At 69.9% G+C, this 23,790-nt stretch carries 19 protein-coding genes; 4 read left to right on the top strand and 15 right to left on the bottom strand.

Annotated features, from left to right (window positions below):
* Positions 1–115 precede the first annotated feature (115 nt).
* The 9 genes from aroQ to OG507_RS07040 form a co-directional block, all read right to left on the bottom strand.
* Positions 116–556 (bottom strand): type II 3-dehydroquinate dehydratase, encoded by a 441-nt coding sequence (gene aroQ, locus OG507_RS07000; protein WP_327366268.1) that lies wholly within the window; start codon positions 554–556, stop codon positions 116–118.
* On the bottom strand, positions 553–2,199 hold the full coding sequence (aroB, locus tag OG507_RS07005; protein WP_327366269.1) for a 3-dehydroquinate synthase: 1,647 nt from the start codon (positions 2,197–2,199) through the stop codon (positions 553–555). The genes aroQ and aroB overlap by 4 nt, the downstream gene beginning before the upstream one ends.
* Positions 2,196–3,380 carry a chorismate synthase gene (gene aroC / locus OG507_RS07010; protein ID WP_327366270.1) on the bottom strand — a complete coding sequence of 395 codons (1,185 nt, stop codon included), beginning with the start codon at positions 3,378–3,380 and terminating at the stop codon, positions 2,196–2,198. The genes aroB and aroC overlap by 4 nt, the downstream gene beginning before the upstream one ends.
* Positions 3,381–3,527: 147 nt before the next feature.
* The gene (locus tag OG507_RS07015) at positions 3,528–4,355 is read right to left on the bottom strand and encodes a shikimate dehydrogenase (protein WP_327366271.1); all 828 of its coding nucleotides are present in this window, start codon (positions 4,353–4,355) and stop codon (positions 3,528–3,530) included.
* On the bottom strand, positions 4,352–6,139 hold the full coding sequence (mltG, locus tag OG507_RS07020; protein WP_327366272.1) for an endolytic transglycosylase MltG: 1,788 nt from the start codon (positions 6,137–6,139) through the stop codon (positions 4,352–4,354). Before mltG ends, OG507_RS07015 begins: the two co-directional genes overlap by 4 nt.
* A 96-nt stretch (positions 6,140–6,235) precedes the next feature.
* A complete protein-coding gene (gene ruvX, locus OG507_RS07025; protein WP_327366273.1) occupies positions 6,236–6,709 on the bottom strand; it encodes a Holliday junction resolvase RuvX in 474 nt (157 codons plus the stop codon).
* 8 nt (positions 6,710–6,717) lie between these two features.
* Entirely contained in the window at positions 6,718–9,387 is a 2,670-nt protein-coding gene (gene alaS, locus OG507_RS07030; protein ID WP_327366274.1) for an alanine--tRNA ligase, read from the bottom strand.
* Positions 9,387–9,749: a DUF6167 family protein gene (locus OG507_RS07035; RefSeq protein WP_327366275.1), complete on the bottom strand. Its 363-nt coding sequence runs from the start codon at positions 9,747–9,749 to the stop codon at positions 9,387–9,389. The genes alaS and OG507_RS07035 overlap by 1 nt, the downstream gene beginning before the upstream one ends.
* Positions 9,750–9,756: 7 nt before the next feature.
* Positions 9,757–10,206 (bottom strand): DUF948 domain-containing protein, encoded by a 450-nt coding sequence (locus OG507_RS07040; protein WP_327371884.1) that lies wholly within the window; start codon positions 10,204–10,206, stop codon positions 9,757–9,759.
* 224 nt (positions 10,207–10,430) lie between these two features.
* On the opposite strand from OG507_RS07040, the gene OG507_RS07045 reads away from it, so the two are divergent.
* Positions 10,431–12,635, top strand: a complete 2,205-nt coding sequence (locus tag OG507_RS07045) for an ATP-binding protein (protein WP_327366276.1) — start codon at positions 10,431–10,433, stop codon at positions 12,633–12,635.
* A gap of 17 nt (positions 12,636–12,652) precedes the next feature.
* Here OG507_RS07045 and rpsD read toward each other — a convergent pair whose 3' ends face one another.
* Complete coding sequence (rpsD, locus tag OG507_RS07050; protein WP_030918857.1) at positions 12,653–13,267, bottom strand: 30S ribosomal protein S4; 615 nt, start codon at positions 13,265–13,267, stop codon at positions 12,653–12,655.
* A gap of 188 nt (positions 13,268–13,455) precedes the next feature.
* On the opposite strand from rpsD, the gene OG507_RS07055 reads away from it, so the two are divergent.
* Positions 13,456–14,157 (top strand): DUF2470 domain-containing protein, encoded by a 702-nt coding sequence (locus OG507_RS07055; protein WP_327366277.1) that lies wholly within the window; start codon positions 13,456–13,458, stop codon positions 14,155–14,157.
* A gap of 29 nt (positions 14,158–14,186) precedes the next feature.
* On the opposite strand, the gene OG507_RS07060 is transcribed toward OG507_RS07055, so the two are convergent.
* The 4 genes from OG507_RS07060 to OG507_RS07075 form a co-directional block, all read right to left on the bottom strand.
* Positions 14,187–15,569 (bottom strand): replication-associated recombination protein A, encoded by a 1,383-nt coding sequence (locus OG507_RS07060; RefSeq protein ID WP_327366278.1) that lies wholly within the window; start codon positions 15,567–15,569, stop codon positions 14,187–14,189.
* Between the two features lie 69 nt (positions 15,570–15,638).
* A complete protein-coding gene (locus OG507_RS07065) occupies positions 15,639–16,274 on the bottom strand; it encodes a vitamin K epoxide reductase family protein (RefSeq protein ID WP_327366279.1) in 636 nt (211 codons plus the stop codon).
* Positions 16,275–16,601: 327 nt separating this feature from the next.
* On the bottom strand, positions 16,602–17,864 hold the full coding sequence (hisS, locus tag OG507_RS07070) for a histidine--tRNA ligase (protein ID WP_327366280.1): 1,263 nt from the start codon (positions 17,862–17,864) through the stop codon (positions 16,602–16,604).
* A gap of 14 nt (positions 17,865–17,878) precedes the next feature.
* Positions 17,879–18,565 carry an MBL fold metallo-hydrolase gene (locus tag OG507_RS07075; RefSeq protein WP_327366281.1) on the bottom strand — a complete coding sequence of 229 codons (687 nt, stop codon included), beginning with the start codon at positions 18,563–18,565 and terminating at the stop codon, positions 17,879–17,881.
* Positions 18,566–18,713: 148 nt separating this feature from the next.
* Here OG507_RS07075 and OG507_RS07080 point away from each other — a divergent pair, with 148 nt between their 5' ends.
* Both OG507_RS07080 and OG507_RS07085 read left to right on the top strand, forming a co-directional pair.
* Positions 18,714–19,508, top strand: coding sequence for a peptidylprolyl isomerase (locus OG507_RS07080; RefSeq protein WP_327366282.1), 795 nt, complete (start codon positions 18,714–18,716; stop codon positions 19,506–19,508).
* 203 nt (positions 19,509–19,711) lie between these two features.
* A complete protein-coding gene (locus tag OG507_RS07085; protein ID WP_327366283.1) occupies positions 19,712–20,941 on the top strand; it encodes a DUF349 domain-containing protein in 1,230 nt (409 codons plus the stop codon).
* 98 nt (positions 20,942–21,039) lie between these two features.
* Here the strand turns inward: OG507_RS07085 and OG507_RS07090 are convergent, their stop codons facing one another.
* Positions 21,040–23,613 (bottom strand): RelA/SpoT family protein, encoded by a 2,574-nt coding sequence (locus OG507_RS07090; protein ID WP_327366284.1) that lies wholly within the window; start codon positions 23,611–23,613, stop codon positions 21,040–21,042.
* Between the last annotated feature and the right edge of the window lie 177 nt (positions 23,614–23,790).

The raw sequence follows: 23,790 nt of genomic DNA on the forward strand, positions 1-23,790 counted from the left end.
GGCAACTGGCGCTGGTGGAACGGCAACCGTACCGTCCCCGGCCGCCACTGGGACAACGGTCGGGGACGGTCCGCAGTGCCCGGTCGGCCGCCGGGCCGTCCGGTGCAGCCGTCCGTCAGTCGGTCAGCTCGTCAGCGAGGGCGCGCAGGGCGAGGCGGTAGGAGCCGATGCCGAAACCGGCCACGGTACCCGTGGCGATGGGCGCGACCACGGAGGTGTGGCGGAATTCCTCCCGTGCGTACGGGTTCGAGATGTGCACCTCGATCAGCGGGGCGGTGCGCTGGGCCGCCGCGTCCCGCATTCCGTACGAATAGTGGGTGAAGGCCCCCGGGTTGAGAACGACCGGAATTGAACCGTCCGCGGCCTCGTGGAGCCAGCGGATCAGCTCGCCCTCATCGTTGGTCTCCCGGACGTCGACGTCGAAGCCGAGCTCCTTGCCGAGCGCCTGACAGGTCTCGACGAGTCCGGCGTAGGAGGTGGCGCCGTACACATCGGGCTCGCGGGAGCCGAGCCGGCCGAGGTTGGGCCCGTTGAGGACGAGGACCTGGCGCGTCACGCGGACACCTCCCCGTAGGCGGCGAGCAGCACGGCCGGGTCGGGGCCCTCCAGGACGGTGGGCTTGCCGAGGCCGTCCAGGACGATGAAGCGCAGCAGGTCGCCGCGGGACTTCTTGTCGACCTTCATGTTCTCCAGCAGCTTGGGCCACTGGTCGCCCCGGTAGGTGAGCGGCAGTCCGACGGACTCCAGGACGGCGCGGTGCCGGTCGGCGGTGGCATCGTCGAGGCGTCCGGCCAGCCGGCCCAGCTCGGCGGCGAAGACCATCCCGATGGAGACGGCCGCGCCGTGGCGCCACTTGTAGCGCTCGTTCTTCTCGATGGCGTGGGCCAGGGTGTGACCGTAGTTGAGGATCTCGCGCAGCCCGGATTCCTTGAGGTCGCTGGAGACGACCTCGGCCTTGACCCGGATGGCGCGTTCGATCAGCTCGGCGGTGTGCGGTCCGGTGGGCGTACGGGCGCCTTCCGGGTCCGCCTCGACGAGGTCGAGGATCGCCGGGTCGGCGATGAAGCCGGCCTTGATGATCTCGGCCATGCCGCTGACGTAGTCGTTCACGGGCAGCGAGTCCAGGGCGGCGAGGTCGCACAGGACCCCGGCGGGCGGATGGAAGGCGCCGACGAGGTTCTTGCCCTCGGCGGTGTTGATGCCGGTCTTGCCGCCGACGGCCGCGTCGACCATCGCGAGCACGGTCGTCGGTACGGCGATCCAGCGCACCCCGCGCAGCCAGGTCGCCGCGACGAATCCGGCCACATCGGTGGTGGCGCCGCCGCCGACGCCGACGATGACGTCGCTGCGGGTGAAGCCGGTCTGCCCGAGCGCCTTCCAGCAGTACGCCGCGACCTCGACGGTCTTGGCCTCCTCGGCGTTCGGCAGCTGGATCGCGATGGCCTCGTAGCCCTGCTCGGCGAGGTCCTGGCGAACCGCCTCACCGGTCTCGGCGAGCGCCTCGGGGTGCAGCACGGCGACCCGCTTGGCGCGGTCTCCGATGAGCGTGGGCAGCTCGCCGAGGAGCTGCCGGCCGACCAGCACCTCGTACGGGTCGGTGCCCGCGCTGCCGGCGATCTGGATACGGGTGGGGCCCTGCTCGGTCATACGTGTGTTCTCCCGGCCGGGGGCCGCGGGGTCGTCCCCGTGCTCCGGCAGTTCCAGTGCGTCGAGGACCGCCTGGGCGACCTCTTCGGGGGTGCGCTCGTCGGTGGCGACGGTCGCCCGGGCCACCTCGGTGTACAGATGACGGCGGGCGTCCATCAGCTCGCGCCACTGCCGGCGCGGGTTGACGGCGAGCAGCGGGCGCGCCGTGTTCAGCCCCACCCGTCTGACGGCCTCTTCGACGTCCATCGAGAGATAGACGACGGGGCGATCGGCGAGCAGCGCGCGGGTCGTCGCGTCGAGCACGGCGCCGCCGCCGAGGGAGAGGACACCCGTGTGCTCGGCGACGGCGGTGTGCACCGCGTGTCGCTCCAGCTCGCGGAAGTGTTCCTCGCCCTCGTCGTAGAAGATCTCCGAGATCGGCTTGCCGGCCGTGGCGACGACGTCCGCATCGGTGTCGCGGTAGGTGGTGCCGAGCCGGTCGGCGAGCAGTTCACCGACCGTGGACTTGCCCACACCCATCGGGCCGACGAGGACGATCAGCGGGCCGCTCATCGGATCTGCAGGTGGTCGAGGTACGACTGCACATTGCGGCGGGTCTCGGGGACGCTGTCGCCGCCGAACTTCTCCGCGACGGCGTCGGCGAGGACCAGCGCGACCATCGCCTCGGCGACGATGCCCGCGGCCGGAACGGCACAGACATCGGAGCGCTGGTGGTGGGCCTTGGCGGGCTCACCGGTGACGACGTCGACGGTGGCGAGCGCGCGCGGCACGGTCGCGATGGGCTTCATCGCGGCGCGGACCCGCAGCAGCTCGCCGGTGGTCAGTCCGCCCTCGGTGCCGCCGGAGCGGCCGGAGGCGCGCTTGATGCCGTCCTCGGTGACCAGGATCTCGTCGTGCGCCTTGGAGCCGGGAACCCGGGCCAGGTCGAAGCCGTCGCCGACCTCGACCCCCTTGATGGCCTGGATGCCCATGAGGGCCGCGGCGAGCCGGGCGTCGAGACGGCGGTCCCAGTGGACGTGCGAGCCGAGGCCGACCGGCACTCCGTACGCGAGCACCTCGACCACACCGCCGAGGGTGTCGCCGTCCTTGTGGGCCTGGTCGATCTCGGCGACCATCGCCTTGCCGGCGTCGGCGTCCAGGCACCGCACCGGGTCGGCGTCGAGCTTCTCGACGTCGGCGGGCGTGGGGTAGACACCGTAGGGAGCCTTGGCCGCGGCGAGTTCGACGACGTGGCTGACGATCTCGATGCCCGCGGTCTCCTTGAGGTACGACCGCGCGACGGCGCCGAGCGCCACCCGGGCCGCGGTCTCCCGGGCGCTGGCGCGCTCCAGGATCGGCCGGGCCTCGTCGAAGCCGTACTTCTGCATGCCGGCGAGGTCGGCGTGGCCGGGGCGGGGGCGGGTCAGCGGGGCGTTACGGGCCAGCTTGGCCAGTTCGTCGAGGTCGACCGGGTCGGCCGACATGACCTGCTCCCACTTGGGCCATTCGGTGTTGCCCACCATCACGGCGACCGGGGAGCCCATGGTGAGCCCGTGGCGCACCCCGCCGAGGAAGGTGACCTCGTCCTTCTCGAACTTCATCCGAGCGCCGCGGCCATAGCCGAGCCGCCGCCGGGCCAGTGCGTCCGCCACCATCTCCGTGGTGATCGGGACACCGGCGGGAAGACCCTCCAGCGTCGCCACGAGTGCGGGGCCGTGCGACTCCCCCGCGGTCAGCCAGCGCAACCTGCTCAACGGTGCTCCTCATGCTCGCGCCTGGAACTGCAACGGCGCGACCGGGTGCGCGGCCCTGGCCCGCCGCCTTTGATCCTCCCACGGCCGGGGGCGTGAACCGGTCGCCGGTCCAGCAGACGGACGCACCGCACCGCCGGGCGCAAGGTGTCAGCGAGTGGCGAGCGCCACTTCCCCGGCCTGCCGCATGGCGGCGAGCGGGGCGGGCGCACGGCCCGTCATCTGCTCGACCTGGAGGACGGCCTGGTGCACCAGAAGGTCGAGACCTCCGACGACTGCGCCGTTACGGGCCGCCCAGGCGGTGGCGAGTTTGGTGGGCCAGGGCTCGTACAGCACGTCGAAGAGCGTGCCGGGCCGTTCCGGTACCGCGGCGGCCAGCGCGTCCGTGGCACCGGCCGGTGTGGTGGCGATGATCAGCGGGGCGTGCAGCGCCTGCCCGGCCTGCGCCCAGTCCGAGATCCGGACGTCGACGCCGAGGCGCTCGCCCCAGCCACGCATCTCCCGCCCCCGTTCCCGACTGCGGACGTACGCCGTGACCGGTCCCGTACAGATCGCCGACAGCGCGGCGAGCGCCGAGGAGGCGGTCGCTCCGGCACCGAGGACGGCGGCGGATTCGGTCTTCTCCACACCGCGTTCGCGCAGCGCGGCGATCATTCCGGGGATATCGGTGTTGTCACCGAGCCTTCGTCCGTCCTCCGTGAGGACGACCGTGTTGACCGCCTCCACCGAGGACGCGGTCTCGCTGATGGAGTCCAGCAGCGGAATGATCGCGCGCTTGAGCGGCATGGTCAGCGACAGTCCGGCCCAAGTGGCGTCGAGCCCCTGGACGAAGCCGGGCAGTGCGGCCTCGTCGATCTCGAAGCGGTCGTACGACCAGTCGGTGAGACCGAGTTCGCGGTAGGCGGCGCGGTGCAGTACCGGGGAGAGCGAGTGGGCGATGGGCGAGCCGAGGACGGCCGCCCGTCGGATGGTGCTCACTGGCCCGACTTCTCCTCTTCGTACTTCTTGCGATTCTGCTCGTGCTCCGCGTTGGTCACTGCGAACAGCGTCTTGTCCTCGGTCACGGACACGAAGTAGTACCACGGTCCGGGAGTGGGCTTGATCGCCGAATGAAGCGCGGCGTCGCCGGGATTGTTGATGGGCCCCGGCGGCAGTCCGTGGATGTAGTACGTGTTGTACGGGTTCTTGAAGTTTCGCAGGTCCGAAACCGGTCCCGTGTCCAGTGTGCTCTGCGCCTTGGCGTAGTTCACCGTGGAGTCGAAGTCGAGCAGGCCGTACGTCTCGGTGTTGTTGGGCTTCAGCCGGTTATAGACGACCCGTGCGACCTTGTCGAAGTCGTGCTTGTATTTGCCCTCGGCCTGAACGAGGCTGGCGACGGTGATCACCTGCCAGGGGTTCTTGAGACCCACCTCCTTGGCCGCGCCTTCGAGGTCGACCTTCTCGTACTCCTCGTTGGCCCGCGAGACCATCTTCTTGAGGACGGCCTCCGGCTTCATCTCCTTGGTCACCGGGTAGGCCGCCGGGTAGAGGAAGCCCTCCAGCGGGTCGATGAGGCTCTTGTTCTTGTCGGCCCAGTCGGGCATGCCGAGGCTGCCGGCCTTGGAGACGGCGACACTCTTGGTCGTTCCGGCCTTGACGCCGAGCTTCTTGTCGATCTTCGCGTAGATCTCTTTGTTGCGGGTGCCCTCGGGAATGATCAGGAGATTCTGGCTCTTGGGGTCGACCATCATCTTCACGGCCTCGGCTGCGGACATCTTCTCGTGGAGGATGTAGACGCCTGCCTGGATCGTCTTGCCCTTGGGGTTCGCGTTCTGCGCGGAGACGAAGGCGTCGACGCTCTTGACGACACCCTTCTGCTTCAGGATGTTGCCGATGTCGTAGCCGTAGGCGCCCTTCTCGATCTCCACCTCGACCTCGCCGGTGCCCACTCCGGTGTAGTCGGGCGCCGCGCCGAACTTGTCCTGCCAGTACGAGTAGCCGACGTAGGCCGCTCCGCCGAGACCGCCGACGAGGACCATCGAGACGACCAGGCAGGCGCAGCCGCTACGGCTCTTCTTCTTTCCCTTGCCGCCCCGGCGCTCGTTGCCGCCACGGCCGCGGCGTGATTCACGCGGGTCGTCGTCGTACTCGTCGTCGTTGTCGTCGCGGTCGTCGGCGCCGGTGAAGAAAGGATGCGTCTCTTCCGGCTGGACCTCCGGGTCCCAGTCGGGATTCCGCGCGGGGGGCGGCTCGGCACCGGCATCGCGGCGGCCCGGGGGCTGCGGTGGCGGGTAGGCCTCCGGCGTGCCGTAGTAGTCGTGCGTCTCGCCGTAGCCGACCTGCCGGCCGCCGTACGGGTCGGCCTGCTGGGCGTCGTACGGCGCCGAGGCGGGCTGCTGCCCGGTTTCCCAGCCGCCGTTGTTGTACTGCGGATGCTGAGGCTGCTGGGGGTGCTGGGGGTGCTGGGGGTGCTGGGGCTGCTGCGCCTGCTGGGGGTGCTGAGGCTGGTGCTGCTGCGCATACGGGTCCTGCGGGACTCCGTACACGGGCTGCTGCTGGTAATGCTGCTGCCCGTACGGGTCATGGGCCTGCTGTTGCTGCGGCTGCTGGGGGTGCTGAGGCTGGTGCTGCTGCGCATACGGGTCCTGGGAGTAGGGCTGCTGCTGCCCGCCGTACTGGTTCTGGCCGTGGGCAGGCTGCTGTCCTCCCCATCCCTGGTCCCCGTACAAGGGGTCCTCGGGATGCCACGGTTCGGAGCCGGGGCCCCGGCCATACTCAGTCATCGATCCCCTAGAGCCGCGAGACGAGCTTCCGTCTCTTTTGCTGTGCGGTGTTTGTTCGAACACCGCCGCATCGCGCGGAACGTTACCGTATCGCGATCAGAGAGCCACTTCGACGCCTTCGCCCGGGGCTTTACCTGACGCCCGTTCGGACTCCAGAGCGTTCTGAAGGATCACCACAGCGGCAGCCTGGTCGATGACGGAACGGCCTTTCTTGGACTTCACACCCGAAGCGCGCAGTCCTTGACTGGCCGTCACTGTGGTCATCCTCTCGTCCACCAATCGCACCGGAATGGGCGCGACCGAGCGGGCGACCTCCTGGGCGAAGACCCGGATCTTGGCGGCGGCGGGGCCTTCACCGCCGCCGAGGGACCGCGGCAGGCCGATGATGATCTCGATCGGCTCGTACTCCTCGACGATCTGCCCGAGCCGCCGGTGGGCCGCCGGGACATCGCGTCCCGGAACGGTCTCCACCGGCGTGGCGAGGATCCCGTCGGGGTCGCACGAGGCGACCCCGATCCGGGCGTCCCCGACGTCGATCGCGAGCCGACGGCCGCGGCGCATGCGCGTCATCCCCGCCGTCACGCCGTCTCGGTGACGAGACGCTCGACAGCGGCCACGGCGGCGCCGATGGCCTCGGGGTTCTGGCCGCCGCCCTGGGCGACGTCCGGCTTGCCGCCGCCACCGCCACCGAGGGTCTTGGCGGCCGTACGGACCAGGTCACCGGCCTTGAGTCCGCGCTCACGGGCGGCCTCGTTGGTGGCGATCACGGTCAACGGGCGGCCGCCCGCGGTGGTGAACAGGGCCACGACGGCCGGGCGGCCGCCCTGGATGCGGCCACGGACGTCGAGGACGAGCTTGCGCAGGTCGTCGGCGGAGGTGCCGTCGGGGACCTGGCCGGTGACCAGGGCGACGCCCCGTACGTCCTTGGCGGAGTCGACCAGTCCGGAGGCGGCCTGGAGGACCTTCTCCGCGCGGAACTTCTCGATCTCCTTCTCGGCGTCCTTCAGCTTGCCGAGCATCCCGGCGATCTTCTCCGGCAGCTCCTCGGGACGGCCCTTGACCAGCTCCTGGAGCTGGGCGACGACCGTGTGCTCCCTGGCGAGGAAGTTGTACGCGTCGACGCCGACGAGGGCCTCGATACGGCGCACACCGGAACCGATGGACGATTCGCCGAGCAGCTTCACCAGACCCAGCTGAGCGGTGTTGTGGACGTGCGTACCGCCGCACAGCTCCTTGGAGAAGTCACCGATGGTGACGACCCGGACCCGCTCTCCGTACTTCTCGCCGAACTCGGCGATGGCGCCCTGCTTCTTGGCCTCGTCGATCGACATGACCTCGGCCTGGACGTCCAGTTCGCGGGAGAGGACCTCGTTGATCTTCTGCTCGACGTCGGTGAGGACCGTGCCGGGTACGGCGGCGGGCGAGCCGAAGTCGAAGCGGAAGCGGCCCGGGGAGTTCTCGGAACCGGCCTGGGCGGCCGTCGGGCCGAGGGCGTCGCGCAGCGCCTGGTGCGTGAGGTGCGTGGCGCTGTGGGCGCGGGCGATGGCGCGGCGGCGGGTGGTGTCGATGGCGGCGTAGGCGGTGGAGCCGACCGTCACCTCGCCGACCTGGACCGTGCCCTTGTGGACGGAGACGCCGGGGACGGGCTGCTGGACGTCGCGGACCTGGATGACGGCGCCGGTGTCGAGCCGGATCCGGCCCTGGTCGGCGAGCTGGCCGCCGCCCTCGGCGTAGAACGGGGTGCGGTCGAGCACGACCTCGACCTCGTCGCCCTCGGTGGCGGCGGGCGAGGACACACCGTCGACGAGGAGGCCGACGACGGTCGACTCGCCCTCGGTGGCGGTGTAGCCGGTGAACTCGGTGATGCCGGAGTTGTCGGCGACCTCACGGTAGGCGGACAGGTCGGCGTGGCCGGTCTTCTTGGCCCTGGCGTCGGCCTTGGCCCGCTCCCGCTGCTCCTTCATCAGGCGGCGGAAGCCGTCCTCGTCCACCGAGAGGCCCTGTTCGGCGGCCATCTCCAGGGTGAGGTCGATCGGGAAGCCCCAGGTGTCGTGGAGCAGGAACGCCTTGTCGCCGGCGAGGACCTTGCCGCCTGCGGCCTTGGTCTCGGTGACGGCGGTGTCGAGGATGTTGGTGCCGCCCTTGAGGGCCTTGAGGAAGGCGGCCTCCTCGGCCAGCGCGACGGTCTCGATGCGCTTGCGGTCGGTGATCAGCTCGGGATACTGCTGCCCCATCGTGTTGATCACGACGTCGACGAGGTCCTTGACGACCGGTCCGGTGGCACCCATCAGGCGCATGTTGCGGATGGCGCGGCGCATGATGCGGCGCAGCACATAGCCGCGGCCCTCGTTGCCGGGGGTGACGCCGTCACCGATCAGCATCGCGGAGGTACGGATGTGGTCGGCGACGACGCGGAGCGAGACGTCCGAGCCGTGGTCGGCGCCGTACCGGACGCCGGTCAACTCGGTGGCCCTGTCCATGACGACGCGCAGGGTGTCGGTCTCGTACATGTTCTGTACGCCCTGAAGGATCATGGCGAGGCGTTCCAGGCCCAGACCCGTGTCGATGTTCTTCGACGGCAGGTCGCCGAGGATCGGGAAGTCCTCCTTGCCGTCACCGGCGCCCCGCTCGTACTGCATGAAGACCAGGTTCCAGATCTCCACGTAGCGCTCGTCGTTGACGGCAGGGCCGCCCTCGACGCCGAATTCGGGTCCGCGGTCGTAGTTGATCTCGGAGCAGGGGCCGCAGGGTCCGGGGACGCCCATGGACCAGAAGTTGTCCTTCTTGCCCAGGCGCTGGATGCGCTCGGCCGGCACGCCGATCTTGTCGCGCCAGATCTGCTCGGCCTCGTCGTCATCGAGGTAGACCGTGATCCACAGCCGCTCGGGGTCGAGACCGAAGCCGCCTTCCGCCACGGGGCTCGTCAGAGCCTCCCAGGCGTAACTGATGGCGCCTTCCTTGAAGTAGTCCCCGAAGGAGAAGTTGCCGCACATCTGGAAGAACGTGCCGTGCCGGGTGGTCTTGCCGACCTCTTCGATGTCCGGCGTGCGGACGCACTTCTGCACGCTGGTGACGCGCGGGGCGGGCGGCTTGACCTCGCCGAGGAAGTACGGCTTGAAAGGCACCATGCCCGCGGGGACCAGCAGCAGAGTCGGGTCGTCCGCGATGAGCGACGCCGAAGGGACGACGGTGTGACCGCGCTCTTCGAAGAAGCTCAGCCAGCGGCGACGAATTTCAGCCGACTCCATCAGTGGTCCTCATTCCGGTTGTACGAGTTGTAGGGGAACGTGCGGCGATCGGTGGCTTCGAGGGACCTGTCGGGTCCGGGGGTCTCGGCCGCCTCGACGGCGTAGTGACGGCGTACGGGGAGGGCGGGGTCGACCGGTGCCTCAAGGCCGAGGGCCTCGCCCAGTTCGGCCTCGCGCCGGGCCATGGACTCGCGGACGTCCAGAGCGAAGTCCTTGATCCGGCGGCCCGTCTCGATCGCCTTGTCCGCGGCCTGCGCCGCGAGACTCTCGGGGGTCAGCTGCTTGAGCTTCCGGTTGACCTTGGTGGTGGCCCAGACGCCGGCGGCGGCGCCGGCGGTGAACCAGAACGTACGGCGGAACATCGCTGCGTCAGTCCTTCGATCCGCGGGAGTTTCTGCCGTTGCGCTTCCTGCCGCGCGCGGGCGGCACGGTGCGGCCGACGATCACCGTGCGACGGGCCGCCCGAGGGGCAGGTTCCGGTTCGGGATCGGTCTTGCGGCCGATCGCCTGCCGTACCCCGTAACCGAACGCGGCGACCTTGACGAGCGGGCCGCCGAAGGCCGAGGCGACAGTGGTGGAGAGCGCCGAGGCGTTCGAGGTGACTTCCTGGACGTCCGTCGCGATCGCGTCGACCTTGTCGAGCTGGGTCTGCGCGGAGCGCACGGTGGCGGAGGCGTCGGCGAGCAGCGGGACCGCCTGCTCGGTCACGTCCGCCACGAGCTTGGTGGTCGCCCTGAGCGTCTGGGCCAGCCTCACCAGTACGACGGCGAGGAACGAAACCAGGATCGCCCAGAAGACGGCCACCAGGATCCCGGCCACCTCTCCACCGGACACAGTGCACCGCTCTCTAGCTTGTCGCTGTCTCTGTACTGTCTCTGTCTGTCTCTGCTCGGTCCGGCGACCGCTGTCGCAACAGCCGATCGTCGCCTCCCGAGCCTATCGCGCCGGTGGTCGCGCCCTGTACCGCATTCCCGGCGCCAGGGGCCGCAGTTGCCATAAGGAGATTGTACGGAGAGCTTCCGTGCCAGTACTCTGCGTGTTTCATGCGACGCCCCCAGCACCCCTTTCGGTCGCCCCGCGATCCGAGTGCCTCCGCCACCGCCCTCGGTAATCTCCCGGCGGAACTGAACGGATTCGTGGGGCGGGAGAACGAACTGGCCGATCTCGGCCGCATGCTCGACAGGTCGAGGCTCGTCACCGTGGTCGGGGTGGGCGGCGTGGGCAAGACCCGCTGCGCCACCAAGATCGCGGCGCTCATGGAGAAACGGTACTGCGACGGCGTCCGGATGGTGGAACTGTCCGCCATCCACGATCCCGAGCTGCTGGAACACGCTCTGATCGACGCCCTGGGACTCACCGATCACACCAGCAGACCGCCCCGCACGACACTCCTCGAACATCTTGCCGGGCGCCAACTCCTCCTGGTGATCGACGGCTTCGAGCATCTCGTGGACGCCTGCGCCGAACTGGTACGGGAACTACTCCGCCGGGCCCCGCGGCTGCGGGTGCTGGCCGCCGGACGGCTGCCCCTGGAGCTGGACGGCGAACTCGCCTTCCCGCTCGCACCGATGACGGACGCGGACGCGATGCTGCTCTTCGCCGAGCGGGCCGCAGCGGTACGACCGGAGTTCCGGCTGACGGACCGCAACCGCGCGGTCACACGGGAGCTGTGCCGCCGCCTCGACGGGATCCCGCTCGCGTTGGAACTGGCCGCGGGACGGCTGCGTGCCCTCTCCACCGAGCAGGTGCTGCAACGCCTGGACGACCGCTTCCGGCTGCTGACCGGCCCCAGCCGCAGCGCGCCGGCGCGCCATCAGACGCTCCGTACGGCCATCGGCTGGAGCCATGAACTCTGCGCTCCGGAGCAACGGCTGCTGTGGGCACGGCTCTCGGTGTTCGCCGGGCAGTTCGATCTGGAGGCTGTCGAGTACATCTGCAGCGGCGCCGAGCTGCCGGCCGAATCGGTGCTCGATGTGCTCTCCGGGCTGCTGGCGCAGTCCGTCGTCGTGCGTGAGGACTCGCCGGCCGGTACCCGCTACCGGATGCTGGACACGGTGCGGGAGTACGGCGCCGAGTGGCTGACGGCCACGGGTGACACGGACCGGCTGCGGCGCCGCCACCGGGACTGGTTCCTGGGGCTCGCGACCTGGTGCGAGCTCGACTGGTTCAGCCCGCGGCAGCGCGAGGTGGCCGCGCGGGTGGAGAGCGAGCTGCCGAATCTGCGGCGGGCGATGGAGTGTTCGCTGGAGATCCCGGGCGAGGCGCATCTGGCGCAGTATCTGGCGGGCACCCTGTGGTTCCTCTGGGTGGGCTGCGGGCGCCTCTCGGAGGGCCGGCACTGGCTGGGTCATGTGCTGGAGGAGGAGACACCGTACGACTCCTCACGGCTGAAGGCGCTGTGGGTGCTCGGGCACGTGGCCGTGCTGCAGGGCGACCCGGCCGGTGCGGTCCGTGCGCTGCAGGAGTGCCGGGACGAGGCGGACCGGGCCGATGACGCGACGGCGCTCGCGTACGCGGTGCACCGGATGGGGTGTCTGGCGCTCGTCACGGACGACATGGTCAGGGCGCAGGAGCTGCTGGACGACGCGCTCGGCCGCTACCGGGCGCTCGGCGAGCTGAACAGCAATGTGCTGATGGCCCGGATCGAGCTGGCGATGGCGATCGGGTTCCAAGGGGATCTGGACGGCGCGGCCGCGATCTGTGAGGAGGTCAGGGAGGTCTGCGAGGACCACGGGGAGCGCTGGGCCCAGTCGTACGCGCTGTATGTACTGGCCTTCGCGGCGCTGCAACGGGGCCGGCCCGAGCGGGCCAGGGAGCTGCTCGGGGAGTCCCTGACGATCGGGCACGCCTTCCACGACCTGCTCGGCTCGGTGCTCGCCCTGGAGCTGCTGGCTCTGGTCACGGCGGTGGAGGGGGATGCGGCGGAGGCTGCGGTGCTGCAGGGGGCCGCCGACCGGATCTGGCCATCGGTGGGGCTGCCACTGTTCGGTTCGGCGTACTACGGGCAGCCGCGGGCCCGGTGCGAGGAGCTGGCGCGCCGGGAGCTGGGTGACGGCCCCTATGAATCGGGGTTGCGTACGGGCGGGCAGCTGGATCCGGACGCCGCGGTGGCCAGGGCGCTGGCGAGCGGGCCCGCGGACCGGCCGGGGACGCCCGGGCGGCCGCCCGGGCCCGTGCCGGCCCCAGGGAAAACGCGGAGGCCCGCCGCCTCCCGTACATCGGGAAGGGGCGGGCCGGAGCGCTGGTGAGAGCGGCTACGCCTGGATCAGCGGGCGTAGTACTCGACGACGAGCTGCTCGTCGCAGATCACGGGGATTTCCTTGCGGTTCGGGTCCCGGTCAAGGCGGAAGGCCAGGGCCTTCAGGTTCACCTGCAGGTAGCGCGGGGTCTCGCCGTCGGGGGCGTAACCACCCTCGCGGGCAACCTGGAAGGGGTGCTTGTCGCGGCTGCGCTCGCGGACCATCACGATGTTGTCGGGACGGACGCGGAACGACGGCTTGTCGACCTTGCGGCCGTCGACCTCGATGTGACCGTGCACGACCATCTGGCGGGCCTGGTAGATGGTGCGGGCGATGCCCGAACGCAGAACCAGGGCGTCGAGACGACGCTCGAGCTCGACGACCAGCGCCTCGCCCGTCTTGCCCTCGGCCTTCTTGGCGCGGTCGTAGGCACGCGCCATCTGGCGCTCGCTGATGTCGTACTGGGCACGCAGGCGCTGCTTCTCCAGCAGACGGACCTTGTAGTCCGAGTTCTGCTTGCGGCCACGGCCGTGCTCGCCCGGCGGGTAGGGGCGGGCCTCGAAGTACTTGACAGCCTTCGGCGTCAGCGCAATGCCGAGCGCGCGGCTCTTCTTGACCTTGGGACGCGACTGGTTAGGCACGTTCTCCAGACCTCCGTTGTAGGTTAGGTTAGGCTCACCTTACTTGAGGAGATCGCATGTCTCGCCCGGGGAACACCAGTCACATCACGGACAGCACTGACAGCGTCGACACCCCTCGGGGTGCCGATACGACGGAGGACCGATCAGATCGTGGTCAGCCGCGTCCCGGCGGGCTTGAAAACACTCGGATGCCGTCAGCAGCCGAGCGCACACGAACTCTCGTACAGAGTACCTGTTCGGCGGTACTGCTCATCCCCGGGCTCAACGCACCCGGCTCGGATCAGCTGATGCCGCTGAGCAGGAGCGTGGGCCCCGACGGGGATCTGTTCCTCGAACTCCCCGCTGATTCCCCGGCCGTACGGGCCGCGACGCACGCCGAGGACGACGAGCTGACCGCTGTGCTGGAGATCACGGACGTCGCCCCGGTCTCCGTGCCGCACCGCATCCGCGGCCGCGCCTGGGTCTCCGGCTGGCTCACCACCGTACCCGGCGTGTCGGGGCCGGGCCGGATGACGCTCCGGCTGGAGACGGGCGAGGCGTACGTCGACGATATGTGGGGCGCCGAGGAGGTCGAGCCCGAAGCGTTCAGGGACGCGGCCCCCGATCCGCTCGTCGGGCACGAGGCGGAACTTCTCCAGCATCTGCACGCGGCGCACGGCGAGCAACTGGGCACGCTGTGCGGACTGCTCGGCGAGCGTTCGGCCCGGCGGTGCCCGGCTCATCAGCCCTCCGTCGTACCGCTCGCGCTGGACCGGCACGGGCTGCGCGTGCGCTTCTGCGAGGACCGCGGCGCGTGCTTCGACGCCCGCTTCGAATTCCCGGAGCCTGTGCGGGACGTCAGCGAGCTGCGCCAGGCCATGCACACCCTTTTCGAGGCCGCGGCGCACTGAACCGTGGCCCCTGGCCCCGCGCGGCCTCCTCAGTCGGCCGAGGGGCCCGAAGCGCCGTCGGAGTCCGTGCGGCCGAGCCGCTCGCGGACCCGCTCCACCACATCCGCGTACCGCGCCTCGGCGCCGTAGCGCGTGGGCCGGTAGTAGTGCTTGTCGCGGACGGCTTCCGGGGCGTACTGCTGGGCGGCGATACCGCCGGGGACATCGTGCGGATACACATAGCCCTGGGCGTGGCCCAGCTTGGCGGCGCCCTTGTAGTGGCCGTCGCGCAGATGGGCCGGGACGGGGCCGGCGAGCCCCTTGCGTACGTCCTCCTGGGCGGCGGAGATCGCCAGCGTCGCCGCATTGGACTTGGGGGCCAGGGCCAGGGCGATCGTGGCATGGCTGAGGGTGAGCGCCGCCTCCGGGAACCCGATCATGGCGACCGCCTGGGCGGCCGCGACCGCGGTGGGCAGCGCCGTGGGGTCGGCGAGACCGATGTCCTCGCTGGCCGAGATCATCAGCCGCCGGGCGATGAACCGGGGGTCCTCCCCCGCCTCGATCATCCGGGCCAGATAGTGCAGCGCGGCATCCACGTCGGAGCCGCGGATCGATTTGATGAGCGCACTCGCCACGTCGTAGTGCTGGTCGCCGTCCCGGTCGTACTTGACGGCGGCGCGGTCGACGGTCTCCTCCAGGGTCAGGAGGGTGATCTCCTTCTCCTGCTTGGCCAGCGCCGCACCGGCGGCTGCCTCCAGCGCCGTGAGCGCCCGGCGCGCGTCACCGCCCGCGATGCGCAGCAGATGCGCCTCGGCGTCCCCCGGCAGCGCCACAGCCCCGCCGAGCCCGCGCTCATCGGTCAGGGCACGGCGCAGCAGGCCGCGCAGATCGTCGTCGGTGAGCGATTCCAGGGTGAGCAGCAGCGAGCGCGACAGCAGCGGCGAGATGATCGAGAAGTACGGATTCTCGGTGGTCGCGGCGATCAGGGTGACCCAGCGGTTCTCCACCGCCGGGAGCAGCGAGTCCTGCTGTGCCTTGGAGAAGCGGTGGATCTCGTCGAGGAAGAGAACGGTCTCCTTGCCGTAGCCGCCGGTGGCGCGACGGGCTCCCTCGATGACGGCCCGTACTTCCTTGACGCCCGCGGTGATCGCGGAGAGCTCGACGAACCGCTTGTTGGTGGCCTTGCTGACCACGTACGCGAGAGTCGTCTTCCCGATGCCGGGCGGGCCCCAGAGGATCACCGACGACGGGCCCGCCGGACCGCCGTTCCCCTCGCCCACGAGGCGGCGCAGCGGCGAGCCCTGCTTGAGCAGATGCTGCTGGCCGACGACCTCGTCGAGGGTACGGGGGCGCATCCGGACAGCCAGTGGGCTGCTGGCCGGGTCCTTCTCCTGGCGGTCTTCGGCTGCTGCGGTAAAGAGGTCGGGCTCCACGTTCTGAAGCCTATGTCACGGCACTGACATCCCTGCCGGGCCGGTCGCCCGGCAGGAGCGGCGGGCCGGTCAGCTGGTCCAGAAGTCCCACCAGCGGGTCAGGATCAGCATGCCGATGATGCCGATCCACAGCACCGGCGGCACCCAGTGGAACTCCGTCAGTCCGTTGCGCAGCCAGTTCGGCGCGGGCAGGATCCGGTGCTTGATGTTGTGCGTGGTGACGTAGCAGAACATGAAGATCGTGGCGACCCAGGCCAGGCAGCACCACAGGCAGAGCGAGTTGATGTTGTAGAGCGACTGGTACTGGAGCCAGGTGCAGAAGCCGACGCCGAACAGCGTGCCGGCGTTCATCCCGAGCCAGTACCAGCTGCGGAAGCGTGCGCCCGCGAGCAGGGCCAGGCCGATGCCGATGATCACGGAGTAGGTGACCAGACCGAGCATCGGGTTCGGGAAGCCGAAGGCGGACGCCTGCTCGCTCTTCATGATGTTGCCGCACGCGACGACCGGGTTGAGGCTGCAGCCCGGCGTGAAGTTGGGGTCTTCCAGCAACTTGAACTTGTCGATGGTGATGACCCAGGCGGCGAGGAGTCCGGCGGCGCCCGTGATCACCAGCAGCAGTGCGAATGCCCGGCTGCCGCCGATGGTCCTCTTCCCGCCGTCCTCGTCCTGGTCGGAGGAGGGATGGTCAACCGCTGCAGTCGTCATATCGCCGTTCCATCAGTGAGTGGCCTGCTGGGCACGGTCATTGTGCCGCACCACGCAGCCACCCCTCTGTTCGATGGACATAAAGGCGTACGCAAAGCTCCGCGCATCACGGCGAAGTGACCGCGACCGACGGCCTGGACCCGGCTTCCGCGGGCTGCCGCCGGCCACTGTCGGCCCGCACCGAAAGCCACTGGAAGGATGAATCCGCATCCGCCGAGTTGACGGTGGGCAAGACGGTGGCGCACCGCCCGGGGCGGGCGACGGACCTCGCGGCGCTGTTTCGCCGGGCGGGCCGGGATCCCGGCCCGCCCGGCGAAACCGGCGACTCTAGGCCAGGCGCTCGCGGATCGTCCCGGCCACGTCCGGCAGGGGTACCGCCGTCTGCTCGCCGGACTCCATGTCCTTGAGCTGGACGACGCCCTCGGCCAGGTCCCGCTCGCCCGCGACGATCGTGAACCGCGCGCCCGACCGGTTCGCGCTCTTCATCGCGCCCTTGAGGCCGCGGTTCCCGTACGCGAAGTCCGCCGCCACACCCTCGCGGCGCAGCCGCGTGACGATCCCGAAGAGCACCCGCCGGGCCTCCTCGCCGAGCGGTACCGCGAACACGCTGGTGGCCGCGGGCAGTTCGAGCTCGATGCCCTCCGCCTCCAGCGCGAGCACCGTACGGTCCACGCCGAGTGCCCAGCCGACCGACGGGAGCGCCGGGCCGCCGATCATCTCGGAGAGGCCGTCGTAGCGGCCGCCGCCGCCCACCGCGGACTGCGAGCCGAGTCCGTCGTGGACGAACTCGAAGGTGGTGCGGGTGTAGTAGTCGAGGCCGCGGACGAGCTTCTCGTCGTCCTCGTACACCACGCCTGCCGCCGTCAGCAGGTCGCGCACCTCCTCGTGGTACGCCTTGCAGGCGTCGCACAGGTAGTCGCGCAGGACCGGTGCGCCGACCAGCTGCTTCTGCACCTCGGGGCGTTTGTCGTCGAGGACCCGCAGCGGGTTGAGGTCGATGCGGCGGCGGGTGTCGTCGTCGAGGTCCAGCTCGCGCAGGAACTCCTGGAGCGCGTCCCGGTAGACGGGGCGACACTCCTTGTCGCCCAGCGAGTTGAGCAGGATGCGGAAGTTCCGCAGGCCCAGCGTGCGGTAGGCCTGGTCGGCCAGGATGATCAGCTCGGCGTCCAGCGCCGGGTCCTCGGCGCCGATCGCCTCGGCACCGACCTGCGAGAAGTGCCGGTAGCGGCCCTTCTGCGGGCGCTCGTAGCGGTAGTACGAGCCGGAGTACCAGAGCTTCACCGGCAGGTTGCCGAGCTTGTGGAGGTTGGCCTCCAGCGCGGCACGCAGCACGGAGGCGGTGCCTTCGGGGCGCAGCGCCAGCTGGGAGCCGCCCTTGGTGGTGAGGGTGTACATCTCCTTGGTCACGATGTCGGTGGACTCACCGACACCGCGCGAGAAGAGGGCGACATCCTCGAAGCCGGGCGTCTCGATGTAGCCGTAGCCGGAGTTCTTCAGGGGTGCGGCGATCGCCTCGCGCACCGCAAGATACTTCGCGGAGTCGGGCGGGGTCAGGTCGTACGTGCCCTTGGGGGCCTTGAAGGTGCTCACGGTTCTAACTCTCGTCACATTCCTCGTCGGGGCGCGGCCAGCCCGTGCAGATACGGGTTCGAGGCGCGCTCGCGGCCGATGGTCGTCTGGGGGCCGTGGCCGGACAGCACCACGGTCGAGTCGTCGAGCGGCAGGCACACACGGGCCAGCGACTCGAGCAGCTCGGCGTGGTCGCCGCCGGGCAGGTCGGTGCGTCCGACGGAGCCGGCGAAGAGCAGGTCGCCCGAGAAGAGGACCTGCGGAACATCCGCGGCCTCGGGCATTCTGAACGTCACCGACCCCCTGGTATGGCCGGGCGCATGCGCGACACCGAACTCCAGACCGGCCAGCTTCAGAAGGGCGCCGTCGCTGAGCTCCTTGACGTCGTCCGGCTCCCCGACCGTCAGCTCGCCCATGAGCGGCATCCCGATGGAGCGGCCGAGTGCCTTCTCCGGGTCGCTCATCATGTACCGGTCCTCCGGGTGGATCCAGGCGGGGACGTCGTGCGCGCCGCACACCGGGACGACCGAGGCGACATGGTCGATGTGGCCGTGGGTCAGTACGACGGCGACGGGCTTCAGCCGATGCTTCTTGAGCGCTTCCTCGACTCCCGAAGCGGCCTGGTGGCCGGGGTCGATGATCACGCACTCCTCGCCTGCGGCCGGGGCGACCAGATAACAGTTGGTCCCCCAGGCCCCGGCGGGGAACCCGGCAATGAGCACGATCGTCCTTAATGGTCGTCCGACTTCGGATGGCGACTGAGAAGGTCGCGGCAGTTCAGAGCCTACCGGCGCTCCTCATTCCACAGCTAACCCATATACGGTACGGGCAGCCCAGGCCTCATCACACGACCTACAAGGAGATCACCCGGTGGTCAGCAGCGATCAGCGGCGGCGGCAGCTCGCCAGGGAGAAGTTCGAGCGGCAGCAGCAGCGCCGGGAGGAGGCCCGCCGCAGGACGAGGCGGCTGACGGTCGTCATCGCGTCCGTGGTGGCCGTGGCGGCGCTCGTGGGGGCGGGCTCGTATCTCGCCCTCGACGGCGACGGCAAGAAGGACAAGAGCGACGCGGCCGCGGACGCGAGCCCGTCGGCCTCGGCCTCGCCGTCGCCGAGCGAGAGCAGCGCGCCCGAGCCCGCGATGAAGATCGACAAAAAGGCGAAGTACACGATGTCGCTCAAGACGAGCCAGGGCGACATCGCGTTCACGATGGACGCGGCGAAGACCCCGCACACCACGAACTCCTTCAAGTCGCTGGCCGACAAGGGCTTCTTCGACGGTACGAAGTGTCACCGGCTGACCACGCAGGGCATCTTCGTCCTGCAGTGCGGTGACCCCAAGGGCGACGGCACGGGCGGCCCCGGCTACACGATCCCGGACGAGAACCTGACCGCGCTGGGCAAGGCGGGCGAGGACGGCACGGTGACGTATCCGGCGGGCACGGTGGCGATGGCGAACACCGGTCAGGCGCACACCGGTGGCAGCCAGTTCTTCCTGGTCTACAAAGACAGCAAACTGCCGCCCACCTACACCCCGTTCGGCACGATGGACGACGCCTCGCTGAAGGCGGTCAAGGACGTCGGTGCGGCGGGTGTGGCCGGTGGTGCGGCCGACGGTGCGCCGAAGAAGGCAGTGGACATCTCGAAGGCCGCCGTCGACAAGTCGTGACGCGGCCGGGGCGGCCGGACCTGGCCGTCCGGTGGTGACGGCGAAGCGCGGGCCGGATTATTTTCGGCCGCGCTGAGTGCGGACAGCCGGGCGGCCGGTCGCCTAGATTGGCGTTGTGCAGGGCGGGCGCTGCCCGCCCCAGGAAACTGTGGACGATGCCAGGGGGGCGAACCCCCTCACAGGCATCAGGTGGAGGAGGCGCTGTGAGCAGCGACCCGTGGGGCCGCGTCGATGAGACGGGCACCGTGTACGTGCGTACAGCCGATGGCGAGCAGGTCGTCGGATCGTGGCAGGCCGGTTCCCCCGAGGAGGCTCTGGCCTACTTCGAGCGCAAGTACGAGGGCATTGTGGTCGAGATCGGCCTCCTCGAACGGCGGGTGAAGACCACCGACCTGTCGGCCAAGGACGCCACGACCGCCATCGAGCATCTGCGTTCTCAGGTGGACGAGCATCACGCCGTCGGTGACCTCGACGCCCTGCGCAAGCGGCTCGACGCGCTGGTGGCGACGGTCGACTCGCGGCGCGAGGAGCGCAAGGTCCAAAAGGCCAAGCAGACCGACGAGGCGAAGCACGCCAAGGAGGCGCTGGTCGCCGAGGCCGAGGAGCTGGCGCAGAGCGAGCAGTGGCGTTCCGCGGGCGAGCGGCTCCGTGCGCTCGTCGACACGTGGAAGGGCCTGCCGCGGCTCGACCGCAAGTCCGACGACGAGCTGTGGCACCGCTTCTCGCACGCCCGCTCGGCGTTCTCCAAGCGCCGCAAGACCCACTTCGCCTCGCTGGACGCCCAGCGCGAGGAGGCCCGCAAGGCCAAGGAGAAGCTGGTCGTCGAGGCCGAATCGCTCTCCGGCTCCACGGACTGGGGAGCGACGGCCGCCCGCTATCGCGACCTGATGACGGAGTGGAAGGCGGCGGGCCGCGCCCAGCGCGAGGCGGAGGACGAGCTGTGGAACCGGTTCCGCGGTGCGCAGGACGTCTTCTTCGCCGCCCGCGGCGAGGTCTTCGCCGAGCGGGACGCGGAGCAGGGCGAGAACCTCAAGCTCAAGGAGGAGCTCGCGGTCGAGGCCGAGAAGCTGGTGCCGGTGCAGGACCTGAAGGCGGCCAGGGCCGCGTTCAGGGCCATCAACGAGCGCTGGGAGGCCATCGGCCATGTGCCGCGTGACGCCCGCCCGAAGGTCGAGGGCCGGATGCACGCGGTGGAGCGGGCGCTCCAGGAGGCCGAGGAGTCGGAGTGGCGCCGGACGAACCCGGAGGCGCGTGCGCGTGCCGCGGGTCTGACCGGTCAGCTGCAGGCGGCCGTGGACAAGCTGCGTACGCAGATCGACACGGCCCGCGCCTCGGGCAACAACGCCCGGGCCGACAAGCTGGCCAGGGAGCTCGAAGGCCGGCAGGCGCTGCTGGACCAGGCGCTGAAGGGCCTGGAGGAGTTCGGCGGCTGACCGCCCCGTACGGACCCCGTACGAAGAGGAGGGCCCCGGTACGCATCGCGTACCGGGGCCCTCCTCGCGTGTCTCCGCTTACGGACGCGTGTCTCTGTTCACGGCCTTCGGGCCGAGGTGACGCGGTAGACGTCGTAGACGCCCTCCACGCCCCGTACCGCCTTCAGTACGTGTCCGAGGTGCTTCGGGTCGCCCATCTCGAAGGTGAAGCGTGAGGTGGCCACCCGGTCCCGGGACGTCTGCACGGCCGCGGACAGGATGTTGACGTGCTGGTCGGACAGGACGCGGGTGACGTCCGAGAGCAGCCGCGACCGGTCCAGTGCCTCGACCTGGATGGCGACCAGGAAGACCGAGGACTGGGTGGGCGCCCACTCGACCTCCAGGATCCGCTCGGGCTGCTGCGACAGCGAGTCGACGTTGACGCAGTCGGCGCGGTGCACGGAGACACCGCTGCCGCGGGTGACGAAGCCGATGATCGGGTCGCCGGGGACGGGCGTACAACAGCGGGCCAGTTTGACCCAGACGTCCTCGACGCCCTTGACGACGACACCGGGATCGGCGTTGGAGCGGCGCTTGCCGCGGCTGCGCGAGGGCGGCGAGCTCTCCGCGAGGTCCTCGTTGGCCGCGTCCTCGCCGCCGAGCGCCTGGACCAGCTTCTGCACGACACCGGCCGCGGCCACATGGCCCTCGCCGATCGCCGCGTACAGCGACGAGATGTCGGGGTAGCGCATCTCATGGGCGAGGGTGACCAGGGAGTCGCCGGTCAGGATGCGCTGGATCGGCAGGTTCTGCTTGCGCATGGCGCGCGCGATGGCGTCCTTGCCCTGCTCGATCGCCTCGTCGCGGCGCTCCTTGGAGAACCAGGCGCGGATCTTGTTCCGGGCGCGCGGCGACTTGACGAAGCCCAGCCAGTCCCGGGAGGGTCCGGCTCCGGCCGCCTTGGAGGTGAAGACCTCCACCAGATCGCCGTTGTCGAGGGTCGATTCGAGCGGTACGAGCCGCCCGTTGACCCGTGCTCCTATGGTCCGGTGGCCGACCTCCGTATGGACGGCGTAGGCGAAGTCGACCGGTGTCGCACCCGCGGGGAGCGCTATGACGTCGCCCTTGGGCGTGAAGACGAAGACCTCGTTGCGCGAGAGGTCGAAGCGCAGCGACTCCAGGAACTCGCTGGGGTCCTCGGTCTCCTTCTGCCAGTCCAGGAGCTGGCGCAGCCACGCCATGTCGTTGACGGTGTCCTGGCCGCGGCCGGTGTTCTTGGGGACGTCCGTACGCACCTTGGAGGCGCCCGCGACGGCCTCCTGCTTGTACTTCCAGTGCGCGGCGATGCCGTACTCGGCGCGGCGGTGCATGTCGAAGGTGCGGATCTGCAGCTCGACGGGCTTGCCGCTGGGGCCGATCACCGTGGTGTGCAGCGACTGGTACATGTTGAACTTGGGCATCGCGATGTAGTCCTTGAACCGGCCGGGGACCGGATTCCATCGCGCGTGGACGGTGCCGAGCGCCGCGTAGCAGTCGCGGACGGTGTCGACGAGGACCCGGATGCCCACCAGGTCGTAGATCTCGGCGAAGTCCCGGCCCCGCACGATCATCTTCTGGTAGACGCTGTAGTAGTGCTTCGGCCGGCCTGTGACAGTCGCCTTGATCCGGGCGGCGCGCAGGTCGGCCTGGACCTCGTCGGTCACTATGGCGAGGTACTCGTCGCGCTTGGGGGCCCGCTCGGCGACGAGGCGCACGATCTCGTCGTACATCTTGGGGTAGAGGATCGCGAAGGCGAGATCCTCCAGCTCCCACTTGATGGTGTTCATGCCCAGGCGGTGTGCCAGCGGGGCGTAGATCTCCAGCGTCTCGCGGGCCTTCTTCTCCTGCTTCTCCCGCTTGAGGTAGCGCATGGTGCGCATGTTGTGCAGCCGGTCGGCCAGCTTGATGACGAGGACCCGGGGGTCCTTGGCCATGGCAACGACCATCTTGCGTACGGTCTCGGCCTGCGCGGCCTCGCCGAACTTGACCTTGTCCAGCTTGGTGACGCCGTCGACGAGCAGGGCGACCTGGTCGCCGAAGTCGCGGCGCAGGGTGTCCAGACCGTACTCGGTGTCCTCGACCGTGTCATGGAGCAGTCCGGCCATCAGCGTCGCCGGGTCCATGCCGAGTTCGGCGAGGATCGTCGTGACGGCGAGCGGGTGGGTGATGTACGGGTCGCCGCTCTTGCGTTTCTGGCCGCGGTGCCAGCGCTCGGCGACCTGGTAGGCACGCTCGATCTGGCGCAGCGTGGCGGTCTCGATCTTGGCGTCGTTGCTGCGGACGGTGCGCAGCAGCGGTTCGAGCACCGGGTTGTACGGGCTGGAGCGTTGCACACCGAGGCGGGCGAGCCTGGCCCGTACCCGGTTGGAGGAGCCGCCGGAGCGGGTCGCGGGCGCGGCCGGGGTGACCGGCTTCGCAGCGGGCTTCGCCGGGGGCTTCGGCGCGGACGCGGCCGGAGAGGCGGGTGTGGCCGGTTGCGCGGGGGAAGCGGGCGAGGGCCGCAGTGCCGCGCCGCCGGCCCGCTCCGGACCCGTACCGGGCTCGGGGGCCGGGGGCTTCGGCTTCTGAACCGCCTGCTTCTTCCCGGGCGTGGCTGGGACCGCCGCGGGCTTGTCGGGCTGCGGGGCGGCGACTGGCTGGGCCTCGTCTGGCAAGAGCGCTCCTCATGCGGATCCGGATACCCGGAAAGGCCATCGTATCGACCCTGTGGCCGGTCCTCCCCCGGGGATCGTGAGAGCCCTCACAACACGGAACGGGCACCCGGTTGTTCCCGGGTACCCGTTCTTCGCGCATGAGCCGTTGCCACGTACGGCCCGTTGCAGCTCAGACCG

This window comes from Streptomyces sp. NBC_01217, from assembly GCF_035994185.1.
Taxonomy (GTDB): domain Bacteria; phylum Actinomycetota; class Actinomycetes; order Streptomycetales; family Streptomycetaceae; genus Streptomyces.